Source organism: Chryseobacterium tructae, from assembly GCF_030409875.1.
In the GTDB taxonomy this organism is placed as follows: Bacteria; Bacteroidota; Bacteroidia; order Flavobacteriales; family Weeksellaceae; genus Chryseobacterium; species Chryseobacterium tructae.
Window position 1 is genome coordinate 336,255 of sequence record NZ_JAUFQR010000003.1, and the last position, 20,666, is coordinate 356,920.

14 protein-coding genes and 2 pseudogenes are annotated in these 20,666 nt (G+C 37.6%); 3 read left to right on the forward strand and 13 right to left on the reverse strand.

The annotated features are described in order from the left end of the window. Nucleotides 1-54 precede the first annotated feature (54 nt). The 3 genes from QWZ06_RS25275 (at nt 55) to QWZ06_RS25285 (ending at nt 3,855) form a co-directional block, all read left to right on the forward strand. Nucleotides 55-696 (forward strand): polyadenylate binding domain-containing protein, encoded by a 642-nt coding sequence (locus tag QWZ06_RS25275; RefSeq protein WP_290301892.1) that lies wholly within the window; start codon nt 55-57, stop codon nt 694-696. A 19-nt stretch (nt 697-715) separates the two neighbouring features. Next, complete coding sequence (locus QWZ06_RS25280) at nt 716-1,081, forward strand: hypothetical protein (protein WP_290301893.1); 366 nt, start codon at nt 716-718, stop codon at nt 1,079-1,081. A 68-nt stretch (nt 1,082-1,149) separates the two neighbouring features. Beyond that, nucleotides 1,150-3,855 (forward strand): TonB-dependent receptor domain-containing protein, encoded by a 2,706-nt coding sequence (locus QWZ06_RS25285; protein WP_290301894.1) that lies wholly within the window; start codon nt 1,150-1,152, stop codon nt 3,853-3,855. Nucleotides 3,856-4,211: 356 nt separating this feature from the next. On the opposite strand, the gene QWZ06_RS25290 is transcribed toward QWZ06_RS25285, so the two are convergent. The 13 genes and pseudogenes from QWZ06_RS25290 to QWZ06_RS25355 all read right to left on the reverse strand — a co-directional run bounded on the left by QWZ06_RS25290 (nt 4,212) and on the right by QWZ06_RS25355 (nt 20,659). After that, nucleotides 4,212-4,709 (reverse strand): cupin domain-containing protein, encoded by a 498-nt coding sequence (locus tag QWZ06_RS25290; protein WP_290301896.1) that lies wholly within the window; start codon nt 4,707-4,709, stop codon nt 4,212-4,214. Nucleotides 4,710-4,733: 24 nt separating this feature from the next. Further along, nucleotides 4,734-7,015 (reverse strand): annotated as a pseudogene (locus QWZ06_RS25295) (GH92 family glycosyl hydrolase). A 21-nt stretch (nt 7,016-7,036) separates the two neighbouring features. Continuing rightward, nucleotides 7,037-7,357 carry a hypothetical protein gene (locus QWZ06_RS25300; protein WP_290301897.1) on the reverse strand — a complete coding sequence of 107 codons (321 nt, stop codon included), beginning with the start codon at nt 7,355-7,357 and terminating at the stop codon, nt 7,037-7,039. Then, entirely contained in the window at nt 7,354-7,896 is a 543-nt protein-coding gene (locus QWZ06_RS25305; protein WP_290301898.1) for an ROK family protein, read from the reverse strand. Before QWZ06_RS25305 ends, QWZ06_RS25300 begins: the two co-directional genes overlap by 4 nt. Before the next feature lie 127 nt (nt 7,897-8,023). Continuing rightward, complete coding sequence (locus tag QWZ06_RS25310; RefSeq protein WP_290301899.1) at nt 8,024-8,893, reverse strand: LamG-like jellyroll fold domain-containing protein; 870 nt, start codon at nt 8,891-8,893, stop codon at nt 8,024-8,026. A gap of 17 nt (nt 8,894-8,910) precedes the next feature. Further along, nucleotides 8,911-10,428, reverse strand: a complete 1,518-nt coding sequence (locus QWZ06_RS25315; RefSeq protein WP_290301900.1) for an endo-beta-N-acetylglucosaminidase H — start codon at nt 10,426-10,428, stop codon at nt 8,911-8,913. Nucleotides 10,429-10,488: 60 nt separating this feature from the next. Continuing rightward, on the reverse strand, nt 10,489-11,310 hold the full coding sequence (locus tag QWZ06_RS25320) for a LamG-like jellyroll fold domain-containing protein (protein WP_290301901.1): 822 nt from the start codon (nt 11,308-11,310) through the stop codon (nt 10,489-10,491). Further along, nucleotides 11,271-12,638, reverse strand: coding sequence for an endo-beta-N-acetylglucosaminidase H (locus QWZ06_RS25325; protein WP_290301902.1), 1,368 nt, complete (start codon nt 12,636-12,638; stop codon nt 11,271-11,273). Before QWZ06_RS25325 ends, QWZ06_RS25320 begins: the two co-directional genes overlap by 40 nt. 108 nt (nt 12,639-12,746) lie before the next feature. Beyond that, a complete protein-coding gene (locus QWZ06_RS25330; RefSeq protein WP_290301903.1) occupies nt 12,747-14,174 on the reverse strand; it encodes a glycoside hydrolase family 125 protein in 1,428 nt (475 codons plus the stop codon). Between the two features lie 34 nt (nt 14,175-14,208). Next, a pseudogene (locus QWZ06_RS25340) lies at nt 14,209-16,439 on the reverse strand (GH92 family glycosyl hydrolase). Between the two features lie 122 nt (nt 16,440-16,561). Beyond that, nucleotides 16,562-17,533, reverse strand: a complete 972-nt coding sequence (locus tag QWZ06_RS25345; RefSeq protein WP_290301907.1) for a glycoside hydrolase family 130 protein — start codon at nt 17,531-17,533, stop codon at nt 16,562-16,564. 44 nt (nt 17,534-17,577) lie between these two features. Next, entirely contained in the window at nt 17,578-18,864 is a 1,287-nt protein-coding gene (locus QWZ06_RS25350) for an MFS transporter (protein ID WP_290301908.1), read from the reverse strand. A gap of 64 nt (nt 18,865-18,928) precedes the next feature. Further along, nucleotides 18,929-20,659 carry a SusD/RagB family nutrient-binding outer membrane lipoprotein gene (locus tag QWZ06_RS25355; protein WP_290301909.1) on the reverse strand — a complete coding sequence of 577 codons (1,731 nt, stop codon included), beginning with the start codon at nt 20,657-20,659 and terminating at the stop codon, nt 18,929-18,931. Nucleotides 20,660-20,666: the final 7 nt, after the last annotated feature.

Here is a 20,666-nt window from a genome sequence, read left to right on the forward strand (position 1 = left end):
TAGCAAAACAATTAAAAATGTTTTGCTAATTTTGCTTTATACCCAATCAAGGATATGAAGAATACGTTTTTAGGTTTGATCTCTGTATCAATATTAGCTGTTTCTTGTAAGAAAGATGAAAGAGCAACTTATTTAAAAGAAGAAGCTGGTTCTCAACAGCCTTCTGTAGCTACCAATACTACTCCAAAGACCTCTCTGATGGATCAGGCAGGAATCCAATCCACTGCAGCTCCAGCTGCTATGGCTGCAGCTCCGGGCATGAATCCTCCTCACGGACAACCGGGACACCGATGTGATATTCCCGTGGGGCAGCCTTTAAATGGTCAGCCATCAGCGACTCCTGCTTCTCAAAATATCAATGTAGGAGCTAATAATTCCATTCAAATTGATCCTAATTCAGTATCTCCATCGAAAATAGCTGACAATAATGCTAAACCAGTGAAAACTGCTCCAGGCATGAATCCGCCACACGGACAACCAGGACACCGATGTGATATTCCTGTAGGACAACCTTTGAGCAGTAAACCGGCTCCGACTCCTCAACCTGCACAAAATAATATACAGGTAACTCCTACTCCAACCCCGGCTCAGGTAGCCTCACAAAATCTCGCTATGGGAGAAAAACCAAAAATGAACCCTGCTCACGGAGAGCCTTGGCACAGTTGTTCCATACAAGTTGGTGATCCTTTACCATAAATTTTGTATTTTTGCAGATATGAAGCTGTTTCACATACTGGCAATAGTATTTTGTTTAGGAATTTTTTTAGTTCCTAAGGATGGCTTCTATGCTCAATCTATGCAGGAAACCTGCTGCAAAGCAGAATCTGGGAAAAAGAGTGACTGTTGTAAAAATCACTCCTCAAAAAAAGGCGGAAAAAATGATTCTACAAAATCATCATGTAATGATGACTGCTGTTCTTCATGCATTGCCTGTTATACTTTTATTGAGACTCCTTTTTCAAAAAATCTACGTCTGGAACTGTCTTATTACAAAGCAAATAAGAATCTTCAGTTTCAATATTCAGACCCTTATCTTTCAGACCGTTTAAAGGAAATCTGGCAACCGCCCAAAATAGGTTAATTAAAACATTTTGAGTTCGTTATACACTATAACGAACCGTATTTTATTTAATCTAAACTTTTAAACAAATGAAATTATATATTTCCAGGTTTATACTTGGTGCATTATTCTTATTTACACAATTTATATCGGCTCAAAATCTTCAGAAAAACCAGTTCAAAGTAAAAGGGAACTGTGAAATGTGCAAAACAAGAATTGAAGGAGCGGCTAAAAAAGCAGGTGCGAAAACTGCTGTTTATTCTATTGATCTTCAAACGTTAACTATAGAAACGGATAAGGTTTCTACAGATGACATTCTTAAAAAAGTAGCAGAAGCAGGTCATGACAATGAAAAATTCAAAGCTTCGGATGATGTTTACAAGAGTCTTCCGGGATGTTGCTTATATGATAGAGATCTACAATCTTTACAAGCAGAAGCCCATCATGAGCATCATACCAATACTACGGGTACGGCTAAGAAGGAAAATGAATTCTATGTAAGAGGAAACTGTGTTTCATGCAAAACCAGAATTGAAAAGGCAGCCAAAGATGCAGGAGCTAATTCAGCGGAATGGAGTCCAGAAAAACAAACCGTAATTCTAAATTTTGATGCAACAAAAACCTCATCAGATAAGATCTTAAAGGCTATTGCCGATGTAGGGCATGATAACGAAAAATATAAGGCTTCAGATGATGTTTACAAAGGACTTCCGGGATGTTGCCTCTACGATAGAGATTTTACCTTTGGAGAACCTAATCCAACCGCTCATTATGAAGAGGAAACAAAACATGAAGACCATAAAGGTCATACGGCTCAAGCCAACAATGAATCTCACAGCAAGCAAGAGAAAAGCATTGACGGGGTTGTAGTAACAGGCTCTAAATCAGCCACTTCTTTAAGTAAGAAAGAAGCAGGGTTAGTTTTTAATATTGACAAAAAAGAGCTCTTAAAAGCAGCATGTTGTAATTTATCTGAAAGTTTTGAAACGAATGCAACGGTAGATGTATCGTTCAGCAATGCAGTGACGGGTACCAAACAGCTGAAAATGCTCGGCTTGGATCAAAAATATACTAGTTTAACTAAAGAACAGTTACCTGAAATCAGAGGATTGGCTTCGGCTTATGGGTTAAATTTTATTCCGGGAAGATGGATCGAAAGTATTCAGCTGACTAAGGGAGGAAGTACGGTAACCAATGGGTATGAGAGTATTACCGGACAGATCAACACTGAATTATTGAAAAACGCGAAAACGCCTGAAACTTCCCTGAATCTTTTTTCTGATTTTAATGGAAGAGCTGAAGTGAATATCACCAGTGTAGCGCCTATCAATGACAAATGGTCTCAAACTTTTCTTCTTCACGGAAACGGAACTTTTGGGAATACAGATATGAATCATGACGGTTTTCTTGACAGGCCAAAAGGAACGCAAATCAATGCGGCTTATCTTCTTAATTACAATGATTTGGAAAAGTCAGGTCTTGGGTCGCATTTCGGTATTAACTTTATCAGAGATGAAAGAACGGCAGGGCAGATTGGCTTTGATAAAAAATTAGCTCAGGATAAACAACCTGCTTATGGGGTGGGAATAGATATTTCAAGATTCCAGGTGTGGAATAAAACAGGATATGTTTTTAAAGGAAAACCTTACCAAAGTATCGGATGGATGAACCAATATGTTTACCACCAACAAGATAGCTTCTTTGGACTGAGAAATTATGCCGGAAAGCAGCATACCTATTATTCAAATCTAATTTTTGAAAGTATCCTTGGAAATACCAACCATAAGTATAAAGCAGGAGCTAGCTTCTTGTATGATGGATATGAGGAAACTTATCTGACAGATGATATTAAGAGAAACGAAATCGTTCCGGGAATCTTTGCTGAATATACTTTAACAGGATTAAAATATACTTTAGTAGCAGGAACCAGAGTGGATTTCCATAATCTGGCAGGAACTCAGTTTACTCCAAGAGTAAATTTTAAATACGATTTTACTCCACAAACTATTTTAAGACTTTCTGCAGGAAGAGGATTTAGAACAGCAAATGTTTTTGCGGAAAGCCAACAATATTTTGCTTCCAACAGAGCGATCAATATTTTACCGAATGGAGGAAACATTTATGGTTTAAAGCCTGAAATTGCGTGGAATTATGGAGCTAGTTTACAGCAGGAATTTAAACTTTTTGGAAGAAAGTCTACGATCATTGCTGACTTCTTCAGAACAGACTTCCAGAATCAGGTATTGGTAGATTTAGATAGATCTCCACAGCAACTTACATTTTATAACCTGGAAGGGAAATCATTTGCTAACTCTTTCCAAACGCAGTGGGATTTTACCCCATTCAAAAACTTTGATGTAAGATTAGCTTATAAATACTACGATGTACAGGCTGATTATATGGGGGGAAGAAGAGAAGTTCCTTTTATGGCAAAACACAGAGGATTTATCAATCTTGCTTACGCTACGAATAAGAACGATAAAGGTGGATTCTGGAGCTTTGATACTACTTTAAACTGGGTAGGAAAGCAAAGACTTCCGAATATGGAAGGTAATCCGGCAGAGTTTCAATTACCGACTTATTCCAATTCTTATGCTGTACTGAATGCACAGATCTCAAAGAACTTCAACAAGAAGCTTAGAGCTTATGTGGGGGGAGAAAATCTTACTTCATATTATCAGAAAAATGCAATCATCGATTTTAAAAATCCTTTCGGAAACTACTTTGATGGCGGAATGGTATATGCTCCGATTATGAAAGCGAATTTCTATGTGGGATTGGATGTGACGTTTTAGATAAGGGATGATGGATGCTGAAAGTTGGAAGTACTATTGGACATCTTATTAATTGAAATCCTTTTAACTTCTTTTTTTCTGAACAGAAATATCCTTAAAAATATAAACCAGCATCAAATTGATGCTGGTTTTTTAATGGGATAAAAATCCTTTTAAAATTAGGGGTGATAAATATATTGGTGATAAACCTTATAGGTTTTAGAAACCTATAAGGTTTGAGTGTCCGCATATTTTTTTAAGTTTATAAAAATGATGGAAAGGTATGATGAAAACGTCAAGTAACTTCTCTCTTCCAGCATCCAGCTTCCCTACCAAAACAAAAAAAGCAGCATCAAAATTGATGCTGCTTTTTTATTTTATCTTCCAAAGTCATCCTGTACTCTTACGATATCATCTTCGTCTGAAGGATTGGAGGCGTCGGTATGCTGCCAGATTTCGGCTACTATTCCCCAGCCTGAAAGACCAATTAATCGGTGTCTTTCTCCTTGCTGAAGTTTTACCTGATCTTTTGGATGGTATTCTCCAATTTCACCTTCTTCATCCGTCATGCTTCTTTTGATTCCTACGATTCCTTCTACTACCTGCCAGATTTCAGCTCTTCTGTGGTGATATTGCCAGCTTAATCGTGCTTCAGGAGCTACAATAAGAATCTTTGGACTTAGTTTGCCTCCTATTTTTAGGCTTTCTACATCAATTCCATCAAAGTATTGATTAGCGAAATCCTGCGCTTGTGTTTCATCAATCACAAAAAAACCTCCCCATGGTCTGGTTTCATCTTTTGCTGCAATCGTAAAACCCTGGGTCTGCAGCATTTTTTCAACGCTCTCAAATATTTCTCTTTTCTCTGCACTCATATACCTTGTTTTTCTTAATTAAAATTATTTACCTGATTCTTCTTTTGACATTGAATAGGGAAAATCTTTTTCCTGAGATCCTCGGTCTGTATTGGGCTTGTTGTTCATTTTAAAATCCAGGACTGTACCTTTGATCAATTCTTTATGACTTAGCCAATTTTTTGAATAAGGTTGTTGGTTCACATTTAATGATTGTACATATAAGTTTTCTGCACTGTTCTCCGGTGCTTTTATTTCAATTTTCTTCCCATTTTCCAGATGAATGGTTGCTTCTTTAAATAATGGAGCCCCCAATACATACTGATCTGTTGCTGGTGTTACCGGATAAAAGCCTAATGCTGAGAAGATGTACCATGCAGAGGTCTGCCCATTATCTTCGTCTCCACAATAACCATCTGGAGTAGCGTGATATAGTTATCCATTACCTGTCTTGCCCAATATTGAGTTTTATAAGGTGCTCCGGAATAGTTGTACAGATAGATCATATGCTGAATAGGTTGGTTTCCGTGAGCGTACTGTCCCATATTCATGATCTGCATTTCTCTGATCTCATGGATCACTCCGCCATAATAGCTATCATCAAAAACTGGTGGCAGCGAAAATACTTCATCCAGTTTAGCTTCAAATTTCTTTTTACCACCCATTAGCTGGGCTAAGCCATCAATATCCTGGAAAACCGACCAGGTATAATGCCAGCTATTTCCTTCTGTAAAGGCATCCCCCCATTTGAATGGATTGAAAGGTTTCTGAAAATTCCCGTCTTTATTTTTACCGCGCATCAATCCTGTTTCCTTATCAAACAGATTTTTGTAATTATACGCTCTTTTTTTGTAAATATCAATTTCTGAAGCAGGTTTTCCTAATGCTTTTCCAAGCTGATAAATAGAAAAATCATCATAAGCATACTCTAATGTTCTGGCTGCATTCTCATTAATTTTCACATCATAAGGAACATAGCCCAGCTCATTATAATATTTTACACCTGCGCGTCCTACGGCTTCTATTGGCCCTTCGTTATTGGCTCCATGTTTTACAGCTTGCCAAAGTGTTTCCACATCATACCCGCGAAGTCCTTTGATATAAGCGTCTGCAACTACAGATGCTGAATTGTTTCCAATCATAATATCAGAATATCCAGGGCTGCTCCATTCCGGAAGGAATCCTCCTTCTTTATAAGCATTGGCTAATCCTTCCTGCATTTCTACATTGATACTTGGATAAACCAGGTTCAGGAAAGGATATAAAGCTCGGAAAGTATCCCAAAAACCTGTTCCGGCAAACATTCTTCCGTCTGTAATTTTTCCGTTATAAGGACTCCAGTGTTTTATTTTGTTCTGAGCATCAACTTCATATAACTTCTGTGGAAAAAATAAAGTTCTGTATAGTGAGGAATAAAAAGTTCTCATTTGTTGATCCGTACCTCCTTTTACTTCTATTTTGCCCAAGGTTTTATTCCAGATATTTTTAGCATCGGTTTTTACCTGTTCGAAGTTTCTGCTTCCGATCTCTCGTTTAAGGTTCAGTTCGGCCTGTTCAAAGCTTATGAATGAAGAGGCCACTTTAGCATAAACAGTTTCTTTATCTTTAAGCTTAAATCCTACTATTGCTCCGGTATGATCACTGGTAATTTCTAACTGATCGTTGATCAATTTATCATCTTTCCAGGTTTTTGTCACCTCAAAATCTTTATCAAACTGAACAATAAAATAGTTTTTAAAGTTCTCATATTTCCCTGTCGAATATCTCGTTGTATACCCCAGAATTTTTCTTTCTTTAGGCAAAATTTTGATATACGATCCTTTATTCAAAGCATCGATTACGACATAAGCGCTATCCGTTTTTGGGAAATCAAATTTGAAAAAAGAAGCTCTTTCTGTAGGCGTAAATTCAGTAGTTACATTGATATCTGCCAGATAAACGCTATAGAAATAAGGTGTTGTAACCTCAGCTTTATGACTGAACCAGCTTGCCCTGTCATCTTCTTTAAATTTTAGCTTCCCTACTCCCGGCATAATGGAAAATGCGCCATAATCATTCATCCATGGAGAAGGCTGGTGGGTTTGCTTGAATCCTTTTATTTTGTCTGCATCGTAAGTATATGCCCATCCGTCACCCATCTTTCCGGTTTGTGCTGTCCAAAGATTCATTCCCCATGGAAGTCCGACCGCCGGATATGTGTTCCCGTTGGATAATGAAGGTTTAGACTGGGTTCCCATCAATGGATTTACATAATCTACGGGAGATGTATTCTGCCCAAAGACCAGAGCCTGTAATAAAAGAAAGCAAGTAGAAAAAATAGACTTCATTGTATCGTTTCGTTTGTTAATTTATATAAGCTTTTTTAATGCATAACTGGCTGCTCCCAGAATGGCAGCATCTTCAAAGATGGCAGAAATTTTGACCTGCAAGTTAATATTATTCTCTGTTACATTTTGAATAAATCTTTGCTCAAAATAAGGATAAGCTTTTGCTATATTGCCTCCTAAAACTAAAACTTCCGGTTTATAATGATCTACATATTTTACTATAAACCCAGAGAAAGAGTCTGCATATTCATCAAATATCTGCTGCTGTATTTCTAAAGGTTTATCCAGAAGATCTTTGGTTCCAGAGATTTGCTCGCCTGTTAATTCTTCATAGCGTTTCACAAACCATCGTGTTGCCAGATAATCTTCGCAGATCGAATCTTTAAAAGGGGAATCCCATAAGTCTTCATCGGTAGCAAAATCTCCATTATAAACGTAGTTCCTAATCCAGTCCCAAGTGTTACTCCAAAAATTCTTTTATACCCTTGAACACAGCCGCCAAATACTTCACCTTCCATAAAGGCTGCGGCATCATTTACAAAATGAATTTGTTTTGGAGAAATGGATAATCTTGCAGCCAACTCATCTTTTATATTGATTTGGTATATATCGATGAATTTTCCTTGCTGCATCAGAGAAATTCCTTGCTCATAATCAAAAGGTCCCGGCATTGCAACTCCTATTAAAAGATCTGCTTTTATAAGATCGTGAGTCGCTTTCTCAATAGCTGAAGCCCACGCAGAGAAAATAATTTCTTTATCATCAAAGGAATTAACATGCTCTCTTACATAGGTTGAAGTAATAATCTCACGTTTTTCAGGGTCTACCTGAGCCAGCGTAATATGTGACCCTCCAATATCGATTCCTATTATATTCTGCATTATTATTTTTATTTTAAATTCTAACAATTCTACTCTTAAAAAACAGGCAAACAAGAGCTAATTCTGCTTGCCCGTTTTATGATTGGTCTTTTATCTTATTTCAGATAAACATTTCTATAACTGATTGTTATTTCACGATAATCTTACCTGATGATACTTCTTTATTTTTTGAGGATGCAATTTTGTAAATATAAGTACCCGTGGCTAAATCCTGCGTATTCACCGTATTATTATTTTGAGTAACATGCTGTTTTTTTAATAATTTTCCTGAAACATCATAGAACGAAACTTCACTAGAGTTATCAGTAATGGTAAAGTGAATATCACTTCCTCTTTTAACAGGATTTGGATACACAGCATTGCTCTCTTTTACAGTCTCAACATCTCTTACAGATAAAGATCCATTACAAGGAACTTCTGTTTTCCAGTTGGTATCATTCATATTCACCAATGTTGCAAAATGCGTATTCGGAGTGGTATCCAGAGCGCCTATTCCACTTCCTTCATCCATTTTCCAATTGGCTTCCAGCCCTTGTGAGTTTGCCGTCACATTACATCTGTTATCCATAATTTCCTGAGCCGTTAATGCTCTTTTCCAGACTCTGAATTCATCCAAAGAACCATTCAGAGCACGGGAATTGTCATAATTTCTGGCTAAATAAAGAATACCATTTGCTGTAAAGTTCCCTGTAACCGGAGTACTTGCATCAAGATTACCATTCACATATAATTTCATGGCGGTTCCATCATACGTTGCGGCTATATGATACCATGTATTAGTATTAAATGCAGTATTGGTATTCATTTTCACCTGAGAAGAACCGAAACTTAGGATAAACTGAAGTTTATTATTGGCCAGACCACCATCCCCGAACCTCAACATCGCAGAGTTGTTATCTCCTACTTCAATACCAAGAACTGATGAAATATTAGGGAAAGCAGATTTGAATGCATTTACTTTTACCCAGCCTTCAATGGTTACAGCATTTCCACTCAAATTAAATTGTCCCGCATTCAGATAATTTGTACTTCCGTTAAAGGAAAGTGATCTTGGCCCAGGGCTTGATACGGGTGCAAAACCACTATTGAACGCTCCTTCTCCTGAATAACTGCTTGTAGTTCCTCCATTACATGTTGCTTGTACTTTCCATACATAGTTTGTATTAGGGGTAAGATTCTGTAAAGAATAGCTATTGACATTAATATTTTGAATTTCATTCCATGCAGTAGCTGCAGTTGTTTGTATTGCAATGTATACGAAGAAGCTGTTCCGGTATCCCATGACAACTGAGTTGAATTTCCAAGATAGCTTCCGGATGTTAATCCTGAAGGCGTTGCACATCCGTTCCCAGAATTGAATCTAGGAGCAAAAAGGTAAGTACTTGTCAATGTCGGAGAGCAGTTAGATTGTATTCTCCAGTCATAATCCGTATTTAAAGTTAAATTACTGATGACCAAATTATTTCCTGAGTAATTACTGGCTACATTCACCCATGTTGTTGAATTCGCTGGTTTATAGTCGATATTATAGGTTTGAGAAGCATTAGAAGTCCAGTTTAATTTGGCTGAAGTCCCTGTAACATTGCTCACATCAAGTCCCAAAGGCGGATCACAGGTTTGGCCTTGGCTCCATGAATACAACTGGCCGCTTAATTGAGTATTTTCATTATAAAGAATATTGGAACCGGTACTCAGATAATTAGCAACATTAGTTCCTCCCAGGTCATACCACATAAATACACCATATTCGTCATTCTTTGTATTGGTTGCTAAAGTTGCCAATGTGGATGCAGAAGTAGATCCGGAGTTAGAGTTTTGTATCCATGTTGCGGCAGGAGAAAGCTTTGTTTTATCAAGAGGTGGAACATTGGGTATTATATAGTTTCCATATATGGCATTCCAGCTGTAATTGATATAATTTCCTGCTAAATCCCCATTATACGTTTGTCTGGAAGTTGCAGGCCCATAATAATAGAAAGTAATCAGTTTATCAGGCATCGCGGCTCTAAGTTCTTGCAACAACATGACAAAAGAGCTATTATTGGGTTGTCCTGTACCGTTATTTCCATATCCAGCATATTCATCATCAAGATCCACTCCATCCAAACCATAGGTGTTTACTGTATGAGCTACCTGTAAAGCAAAATCTCTTGCTGCTTCACGATTCGGAAAATTGGAGATCCCTGCTCCCTGGTGATTTCCCAGAATATCCAGTAATACCTTAATTCCTTTTTGCTGTAAAGGTTTTACATAAGTATTTACATCATTCAGAACCTTGGTCACATTATTATTATTGGAAATATAGGCTCTGCTTTTAGATACATCATAATTGATGTTGGCAGCGAAGATAATAGCCACATCAAAAAGCTGTCTGTTCGTATTCTGTAAAGTATAAGAACCTGCATTCAGCATATTGTTGTTATTTACTTCCACATAACAGACTCCCAAAGGGTTAAGCTGCTGGGCTTTAAGTTGAGAACCAGCCTGTAGCATTAAGGCCATCAGGGGAATAAGAAAGGATTTTTTTTTCATTGTATATTAATTTTATTAGAATAGGAAAAGCCATTGAGCCTGAGCCCAATGACTGTTTTATTATTTTATCATTAATTTCTCTGTTTGTTTTATGCTTCCATTTTGAGATTCGAACTGAAGGATATAATTTCCTGATTGCATTCCGGAGGAATCAAACTGATTATTTCCTGTATTCAATGATTTTGTTCCCATAATTCTTCCATAAAAATCAAAGATTGTCAATTTTCCTTTGTTATATTCATCGGGAACAGAAACCGTAAACGATGAAGATTTATTGATTGGATTCGGGAAAATTTTGATTAAATCTTTAGTATTTATTTCTCCAGTACTTATACTTCTTTGAGTGGATGTTGTCTTTGAAGTTCCTGCAGGACATGGAAGATCTGTCACCCAGTTTGAAGCATCTACTCCTGTTAAGGTTAAAGTTGCTCCATTTCCTGAACTATCCTGAACGGTAGAACCACTTCCTTCGTTAAATTTCCAATAAGCAGCCAACGAAGAAGCAGGAAGTGAAATAGCACACATATTCTGACTGATCTCCGTCTGACTTAATGCTCGCTTCCAAACTCTAACCTCATCTATTTTACCGTTAAAATTTCTAGATGTATTATAGGAATAACCAACATTAAAAGCTCCGTTTGAACTAAGACTTCCTGTTTGAGCTCTGCTTGCATCTAGAGTACCATTGATATAAAGTTTCATTGAAGCTCCATCGTAAGTTGCTGCTACATGATACCAGGTATTAGCATTCAAGGCTGTAGTGGAAGCCAGTTTTTGTTGCACATTATTGATGCTCAATACAAACTGAAGTTTATTATTGACAAGACCGGCATCCCCTAATCTTAATAACGCTGAATTAGTATCACCAATTTCTGTTCCCATAATAGATGAGATAAACGGAGATGCTGATTTGAAAGAGGAAGGTTTGATCCATCCCTCAAAGACAATGCTGAACCTGTCAGATTAAGATTTCCTGCAGCTCCCGATTCACTTGTTCCATCCAAAGAAAGAGCATAAGAACCGGACGGTGTTGTTCCCCCTGATCCACTGTTGAATCTTGGGGCGAACATATAAGCACTTTTTACACTGCAGTTTGTTCTGATTCTCCAGTCATACTCGGTATTAGCAGCTAATCCGGAAACCGTTACAGACGTTGAATTTGTTGCAGATACCGCATTAGTCCATGTTGTTGAAGAAGCTGGTTTATAATCAATATCATAAGTACTGGTTCCTACTGCTGACCAGTTTAGTTTTGCGCTGGTTCCGGTAATATTGCTTGTATACAATCCGATAGGAGCATCACAATTGGTTCCTTGTGTCCAAGATTGTAAAGTACCGCTTAAAACGGTTGGCTGTCCATATAATGTTTGGGTTCCTGCGGAGAGTTGTGCAGTTTCATTGGTTCCATGAAGATCATACCACATAAATACTCCATATCCGCCATTCTTTGTCTGAGTGGCCAGACTGGTTGTTGTAGAATTGGAAGTATTTCCCATCCATACGGCTGCAGGAGAGATCTGGGCTTTGGTAAGCGGAGGGACATTTGGAGCAGAGAATGTTCCGTACATGGCATTCCAGCTGTAATTCACGTTATCTCCTACTCTGGCTCCATTCCATGAAAGCCTTGAAGCGGCATCTCCATAATAATAGAATGAAATGATTTTATCCGGAAGAAGTGCTCTTAATTCCTGAACAAGCATTACAAAAGAGCTGTCATTAGGCTGCCCTGTTCCATTTTTTCCATATTCTGAATATTCATCATCAAAATCAATCCCATCCAGACCATAAGTATTTACTGTATTGGCTAATTGTAATGCAAAGTCTTTTGCTGCCTCACGGGTTGGGAAATTACATATTCCTGCTCCCTGGTGATTTCCCAGAATGGTAAGAACTACTTTCATTCCTTTCTGCTGAAGTGGTTTTATATAGGTATCCGCATTGGTAAGAACTTTGGTCACATTATTATTAGAATACAAGTAGGCTCTTCCACGGCTGGTATCATAATTAATATTAGCCGCAAAAATATTCACCACATTGAACAGATAACTACCCGATGTTTGCAGTTTGTACGATCCTGCATTCAGGATGTTATTATTGTTCACTTCTACATAGCATATCCCTGTAGGATTAAGCTGTTGTGCATTAAGCAGAGAACCTGAATGAAGCGCAATGGCCATCAGTGCTGTGGTAAGGATTGATTTTTTTTTCATTGTATAATTTTTAGGGTGTTTTGGTGTCTGATTTTTATATAGCGATCCCTTGATCCCCTCTTTTCAAGGAAGGTATCTTAAGATGAATAAGCCATATAGGATGGAGGGTTATTTCAGTAATTCAGGGTTTTCGTTAAAGGTTTTCCACAACAATTCGCCAAATAATGTATTTGCCCATGCAAACCATTCTCTGGTAAATTTTTTGTCGTTGTCTTTATGGAAGGATTCATGCATAAAGCCTGTCCCACCGTGCGTTTTCTGTAAGGTATCTATACACCATTTGATCTCACTTTTATCTTTTGAAGTGAGCGCTTTCATAATGATACTCATTGGCCAGATCATATCCAGTCCAATATGTGGACCTCCTATCCCTTCTGCCAGTTTACCTTTAAAGAAGAATGGGTTATTTTCCGACCAAACAAATTTTCTCGTGTTCTGATACACAGGGTCGTCTGCTTTCACCGCATCCAGATAAGGCAATCCTAACAAACTTGGGCAGTTCGCATCATCCATCAGGTTATAACTTCCAAAGCCATTCACTTCAAAAGCATATATTTTTCCAAATTGAGGATGATTGTAAATTCCGTATTTTTTAATGGCTGCATCTACCTCATCAGCAAGGCTGTTTAATTGCTGAGCCAATGTTTTTTCGTTTTTTATCTGAGCAACCATTTCTGCTGCCTGACGTAAACTTACCACAGCAAATAAGTTCGAAGGAATCAAAAATCCATAGATTGTAGCATCATCACTTGGACGGAACATGGAGCTGATAAGGCCTACAGGTTTTGTTGGATACCCATATCCACCCATAGGAACACCATCGGTAGCCCAGGCTGTTGTACGTTCAAATTTATAAGATCCTAAATCTTTTTTCCTCTGCTGTTCGGTAAAAGTCTGTAAAGTAAGTTTTATTCCTTGTAGCCAATTGTTATCAAATGGTTTTGTATCTCCGGTTGTTTTCCAGAAATGATAGGCCAGACGGATAGGGTAACACAGAGAATCGATTTCCCATTTTCTTTCATGGGTTCCCGGTTTCATATCGGTATGGTCATATTCCTCCCATTTGCTTATTTTCTTGTCATCATTGTAGAATGCGTTGGCATAAGGATCTTTCAGGATGAAAGTGGTCTGTTTGTGGATAACTCCGGAAATCAGTTTATGAAGTTTCTCATCTTTCTTTGAGAACTGCAGATAAGGAAATACCTGTGCAGAACTGTCACGAAGCCACATCGCGTCAATATCTCCTGTAATCACATAAGTATCCGGTATTCCGTTGGTTTCACTATAGAAGACAGTAGTATCTAATGTATTAGGGAAACAGTTTTCAAAAAGCCAGCTCAATTCTTTATTGTTTACTTTCTTTTTAAAAGCTGCAATAGCACTTTCTACAGATTCACTAGTAAAATGTCTTTTATCTTTAGGAACACGGACAATAGGAAAATCCTCCGTCACCAGGTTTTTGGCAAAAACATTCTGAGTAAATAGCAATCCAGCTCCTGCCAGTGCACTTGTTTTAATAAAATCTCTCCTTTCCATTGATACGTTTATTTCGTTTAATTTTTATTAGTCTTTATTTTACAGGCTTACTTCCCATTACAAATCTCAGCTCGCCGCCATTCATAATATCACTGTGATTCAGTTCCCAGCTTTTATACTCTTTTCCGTTCAGGAACATTTTCTGTACATAGATATTTTTATCTGAAATTTTATCAGCAATCACCGTGAAAGTTTTTCCGTTTTCAAGTTGTAATGAAGCTTTCGGGAACTGTGGTGCTCCAATAGCATATACAGGTTTTCCTGGTGTTACAGGATAGAATCCTAATGATGAGAAAATATACCATGCTGACATTTGTCCGCAGTCTTCGTTATTCACAATTCCATCTGGTTTGGCAGCATACATATTATCACGGATGTATTTACCATTTTCTGTGTTTTATAAGGACTTCCTGCATAGTTGTACAAATAAGGAACATGATGCCCAGGTTCATCTCCAAATCCTAAAGACCCAATGAATCCTGAAATATCAACATGCTGCTCTCCTTCCATCTTAAGGTTTTCAGTAAATGTCTTATCCAGTTTTTCTTCAAAAGCTTTCTTCCCACCATACAAATTCATCATTTCATCTATCTGATGGGGAACAAAGAAATCATAAGCCCAAATATTTCCGGAAACCCAATGGGGCTGAAGCTTTTTCCAATCGTTAAGCGGAAAATCTGCTAAGAATTTACCATCTTTCTGTCTTGGCCAAAAATGGTTATTTTCTTTATTGAAAGTATTCAGGAAGTTCATAGATCTTTTTCTGTATACTTCTGCTTCCTCTTTCTTTCCTAATTTTTCAGCCAGCTGCTGAATACACCAGTCATCATATGAATATTCTAATGTAGCAGAAACAGAAGCTCCATTTTCTGAAGGAGAGTAACCTAATTTAATATAATCATTAAGACCGCCGCCACCATCGCTACTGCTCATTTTATCTGTCAGAGAAGCATCTTTCATTGCGGCAAATGCTTTTTCACCATCAATACCCGGCACTCCTTTTGAAATTGCATCCCAGATTACTGATGCACTGTGATAGCCCAACATACAGAAATTATCATATCCGCAAAGTTCCCAGATCGGCATATGATCTTTACGATCGGTATATCTACTGATTAAGGAATTTGCAAATTCTTTAGTATGTTTCTGATCCATAATGGTCAATAACGGGTGCGTTGCTCTGAATCCGTCCCAATAAGAATAAGTACTGTAATTGGTAAACCATTTGGTATTCATATTTTCTTCAGCCGCTACATAATCTCCGTTAGCATCCATATAAAGATTGGGAGCGATAAAGGTGTGGTAAACTCCTGTATAGAAAATTTTTCTCTGATTATCGGTTCCTCCGGTTACCTGGAATCTGCCAATAAGATCGCGCCATGTTTTTTGTGCTGTTTCTTTAGCTGTTGCAAAATCCACATTTTTTGCTTCCGTATCAAAGTTTTCCTGAGCATTTTCTGTACTTACAGGCGATAAGGAAACTTTTACTTCAATGCTTTCATTGGCTTCTGTCGCAAATCTTACAAATGCTTTTGCATCTTTTGCCAAAGCAATTTTCTCGTTGTTTTTTATTTTCCCTTCAGCATATACTCCATAGGATTTAAACGGCTTGGAAAATTCCATGACGAAATAAGCAAATCTCTTTCCGCCCCAGCCATTGCTGTAGCAATACCCTTTTATTTTGTTATTCCCTTCTACACTTACCAATGTATGATAAATATTTCCGAAGATCTTATTGGTAGGATCAATAATAATATTGGCCTCATCACTCTTCGGAAATGTGTATTTATGGAATCCTACTCTTGGTGAAGCGGTAAGTTCTGCTTTAATCCCATAACTATCCAGCATTACTGAATAATATCCTGGCGCAGCTGTTTCTTTATCATGACTGAATGTTGATCGGTATCCAGTTTCAGGCTTGTCTTCCGATCCAGGTACCATTTTCACCTGTCCTACTGTTGGCATTACCAGAATATCTCCAAGATCAGCCCAACCTGTTCCACTAAGGTGATTATGACTGAATCCCATAATCGTTTTACTGCTGTAATGGTATCCGGAACACCAGTCCCAATCGCCACTCTTTGTATTTTGATCCGGACTCAGCTGAATCATTCCAAATGGTGTAGTTGCTCCTGGAAAAGTGTGCCCATGTCCTCCTGTTCCTATAAACGGATCTACCCAGGATAAAATGTCATTTTTATTTTGTTGAGCATTCGTTATAGAAATCAGAGTGGTAAAAAAACAGATCAGCAATTCTTTTTTCATGATAAGAGAGTATCAGGGATTGTTTAATTTAAAAGTTTGTTTAAAAATATGAAAACCATTACAAAAATCCCAAAAAGGAGAGAAATTAAGCTGTTTAGCATATTTTTTTAATCTTAGAATATTTAGATTGAATTCTTTTTCATAAAATCAATAATTTCTGAAATATATCCAAAGGCTATCGCCACTACAGTATCGGCTGCACCATAATATACGGTTACTTTGTCTCCTTCCGTTAAGGCTGCACAAGGAAAAACCACATTTGGTACATCTCCTGCCAACTCATACAACTCTGCGGGAGCCAGTAAATAAGGTTTTGTTCTATACAATACTTTCGAAGGATCTTCAAGGTCAAGTAAAGCCGCTCCCATTGAATATCTAAACCCATTACAGGTATTGATAACTCCATGATAGAACAACAGCCATCCTTCTTCTGTTTTGATGGGCACCGGCCCACCGCCAATTTTAGTACACTGCCATGCACTGTCTTCAAAAGGAGTTACTTTCATTATACAACGGTGCTCACCCCAATACTTCATATCAGGACTATAACTGATATAAATATCTCCAAAAGGAGTATGTCCGTTATCACTAGGGCGGCTCAACATTGCATATTTGCCATTGATTTTCTCAGGAAAAAGAACTCCATTTCTGTTGAAGGGAAGGAATGCATTTTCACATTGAAAAAATTCTTTAAAATCAAAAGTATATCCAATTCCAATGGTAGGTCCATTATATCCATTACACCATGTGATCCAATAACGGTCTTCTATAAAGGTAACCCGGGGATCATATTTGTAATCGGATTCAATCATATCGGTATTTCCTGCCTGCATTTTAATCGGATCATGATTGATATTCCAATTGATCCCGTCTTTACTAAACCCTGCAAAAATATTCATTTGTACGGCTTTATTATCACAACGGAACACTCCTGCAAAACCATCTTCGAAAGGAATTACAGCACTATTGAATACACTATTGGATGTTGGTATGGCATATCTATCAATGATCGGGTTTTCGGAAAACCTCCACATCGTATCATTACAACCTTCCGGGCGATCCTGCCAAGGGATCATTACTGATTGAGCTGTCATAAAGTATTTTTTACTTTTTATTTAAAATTTGTTTAATAATTGAATTATTCTTCTTTCTGATTTTCTGAATAAGGGAAAGGAACAAATAAGGTCACAAGAAATGCAGGAATTGTAGCAACCAACACCCAGATAAAGAACATCTTATATCCTATCCAGTCACTAATCATTCCACTGAACATTCCGGGAATCATTACTCCGAGGTTCATAATCCCTGTGGCAAAAGCATAATGGGCTGTTTTATGTTTTCCGGGAGCAATCTGCTGCATCATGTAAAGCATTAATCCCACAAAGCCAAAACCATAGCCAAAATATTCTACGACAACAGCTATTCCTACAGGCAAAAGATCAACCGGCTGATAATAAGCCAATAATGCATATACTACAAACGGGATATTGAATGCGCAGCACAACCATATCAAAGATCTTTTCAATCCGCGAGCTGAAATAAAATATCCCGCCAAAACAGATCCCAAAATAAATGCTGCAGAACCGTATGTCCCATAGATAAGACCGATATCTGAAGTTGACAACCCTAGTCCGCCTGAAGTTCTTGGTGCTTTAAAAAACAAAGGGGCAATTTTGATTGCAAAACCTTCTGCAAAACGGTACAAGATGATGAACAGGATACACCACAGAATTTTCTTTTTGGTAAAGAAAGAAGTAATTACTTCCCATAATTCTTGGCGAACATTTCCTGCTGTCTTTTCTTCTTTCTGATTTTTCTCTTCTTTAGGTAAAATCAAATAATGATAAACAGCCAATGCAAAGAATAATAAGGCATAGATCACCATAATGATCATCCAGGCATTGGTAACTCCTTTTGTTTTCTCTAAAACTCCGGCAACATATACTAAAGCTCCACTGCTGATAATTTTAGCAAGATTGTAAAACGCTCCCTGCCAACCGATATATCTGGCCTGTTCTTTATTACTCAGAAAACCAATATAGGTTCCGTCTGCAACGACATCATGAGTTGCTCCACAAAATGCAACGACTGCAAAAAGTGCAATACTGTATTTGAAAAAATCATGTAACGGCAGACTTAATGCGATCAGAGCAAACAGAATCCCTATGGCAAACTGGGTAACAACAACGAAGAATTTTTTGGTTTTATAGATCTCCAGAAACGGGCTCCAAAGCGGTTTTAGCGTCCATGAAAACATAATAAATGCCGTCCAGAATGTGATCTGTGAATCCGAAACGCCCATGTCTTTATACATAATTCCTGAAACCGCATTAATGGTCACAAAAGGTACACCCATTGCAAAATATAATGTGGATATCCAAAGAATCGGCTGAATCCGACGGGTTTCGGAGTTGTTTTTTCCCATATTTAAAAATAAGATTCTAGAAAAAAGAGAACACCTCAAGACTCATTCCGGCTAAAAAACGAAACTATAAATTTTTTGGAGAGCCTACGTACCTCTCCTGCCTGAATGAATCAGATAAATCTGACCTGAGATGCCTCTGTATTATTGAAGTGATTTGATTATTTTTTATCCCACCATAGCTTGGTTCCTCCAGTATCCGCCCCATTAAGCATTTGTGCGGCTTGCTGATAATTATACAATGACGTTTGGTACTGATGGTATAAGGAATTCTTCTGATCATTTCTTCAGTACTAATAGTTCCGCCGCTATTATTTTCTCTTACTTTAAAGAGAATTGGATATCCTGTTCTTCTTTGTTCAGCCCAAGCTTCAGGGCCATTTGGATAAAGAGAAAGCCATTTTTGAGTAATAATTCTTTCCAGCTTTCTTTCGTTAGAATCACTATTATTCCATGCAATAGTAATTGTACTTAGCTGAGAATCTCCTGCATTTACATTATTGGAAGCATTTTTAGGATCCACATAAGGCATTTCTGTGTCTGTAGAATTAGCAAGATAAGTATTTACATCCGCTGCCTTTCCCCATTCTCCGAAAGATTGTTGTACGCCGGTTTGATAATTGGTTTGTATATCTCCTGCTCCTGCATATCCTCTCAACGCCGCTTCAGCTTTCAAAAACCAGGTTTCCGCAGCAGTAAATATCTTAAGCTTACCATCTGTTGCTGAAAAGTAATCTCCTGATGCCGCTTTTGCTTGTGGTTTAGAAAATTCGCCATAGGTTGATTTACCATTTAATAAATTAATTCCCTGACGTATTCCTAAATATTTAAATTGAGCAATATCTTTAATCTGAACATCTGTTGTAGGAAGAGCATAAGCGGAAAGTCTCGGATCTTTATAGCCATTCATATAAGCCATTAAAGGAGCTCCTATCATACAATCTCCCCAAGAATAGATAATAAAACTCAACTCAGATTGCCCTACACTAATTAAAGCATTATCGGTATTTTCTGTAATAAGTCCTGCGGATGAAGATAAGGCTTCCTCTGCGTATTGTCTTGATTTTACCGGATCTGCATAACTCATTCTCATGGCCAACCTCAACTTCAGAGAGTTGGCTAATTTTGCCCATTGAGCCATACTTCCACCATACACTAAATCGGCTTTCTTCAAAGCAGATTTATCTTCTACTCTTTCTTTAGCAGAACTTGCAATTACTTTTTGTAGATCATTGATTGCGGAAGTAAGATCTGCTATGAAATAATTATAAGCTGCTTCCTGAGAATCGAAATCGGTTACTCCATTAGGATTAGGTGTTGAATATTTACTATAAACTACAGGGCCATGATTATCAGACACTCTTGCTGCAGTAATTACTTTAAGCACTTTTTTTACCGCAAAAAATCCTGTGAAATCTATTCCTGAATATACTTTATTTGCAGCATCATCAATAATAAGAGAAAAATTGAAAATATCCTTTTGTTTATTGATAATTTTATTATTCCAATCCTCCACCATGGAGTATGTAAGGTTATTCACTCCCCCATTGAATGGAGTCGCTGTACTGAACATTCCACTATACATATCTGCACTAAGGTTAGGATATCTCTGATAGTCTGCCTGCAACTCTCTCTGCATAGATTTCATAGGATCAACGATCGCAATAAAATCTGCATAAAAGTTTTCAGGCCCGCCTAATTTTTCTTGATTATACTGTTCAAAATCATTGGTACATCCCGTAGCAGAAAATAGTATTAATGCTCCAATTGCTAATATTTTAATATGATTGAATTTCATTTTTGTA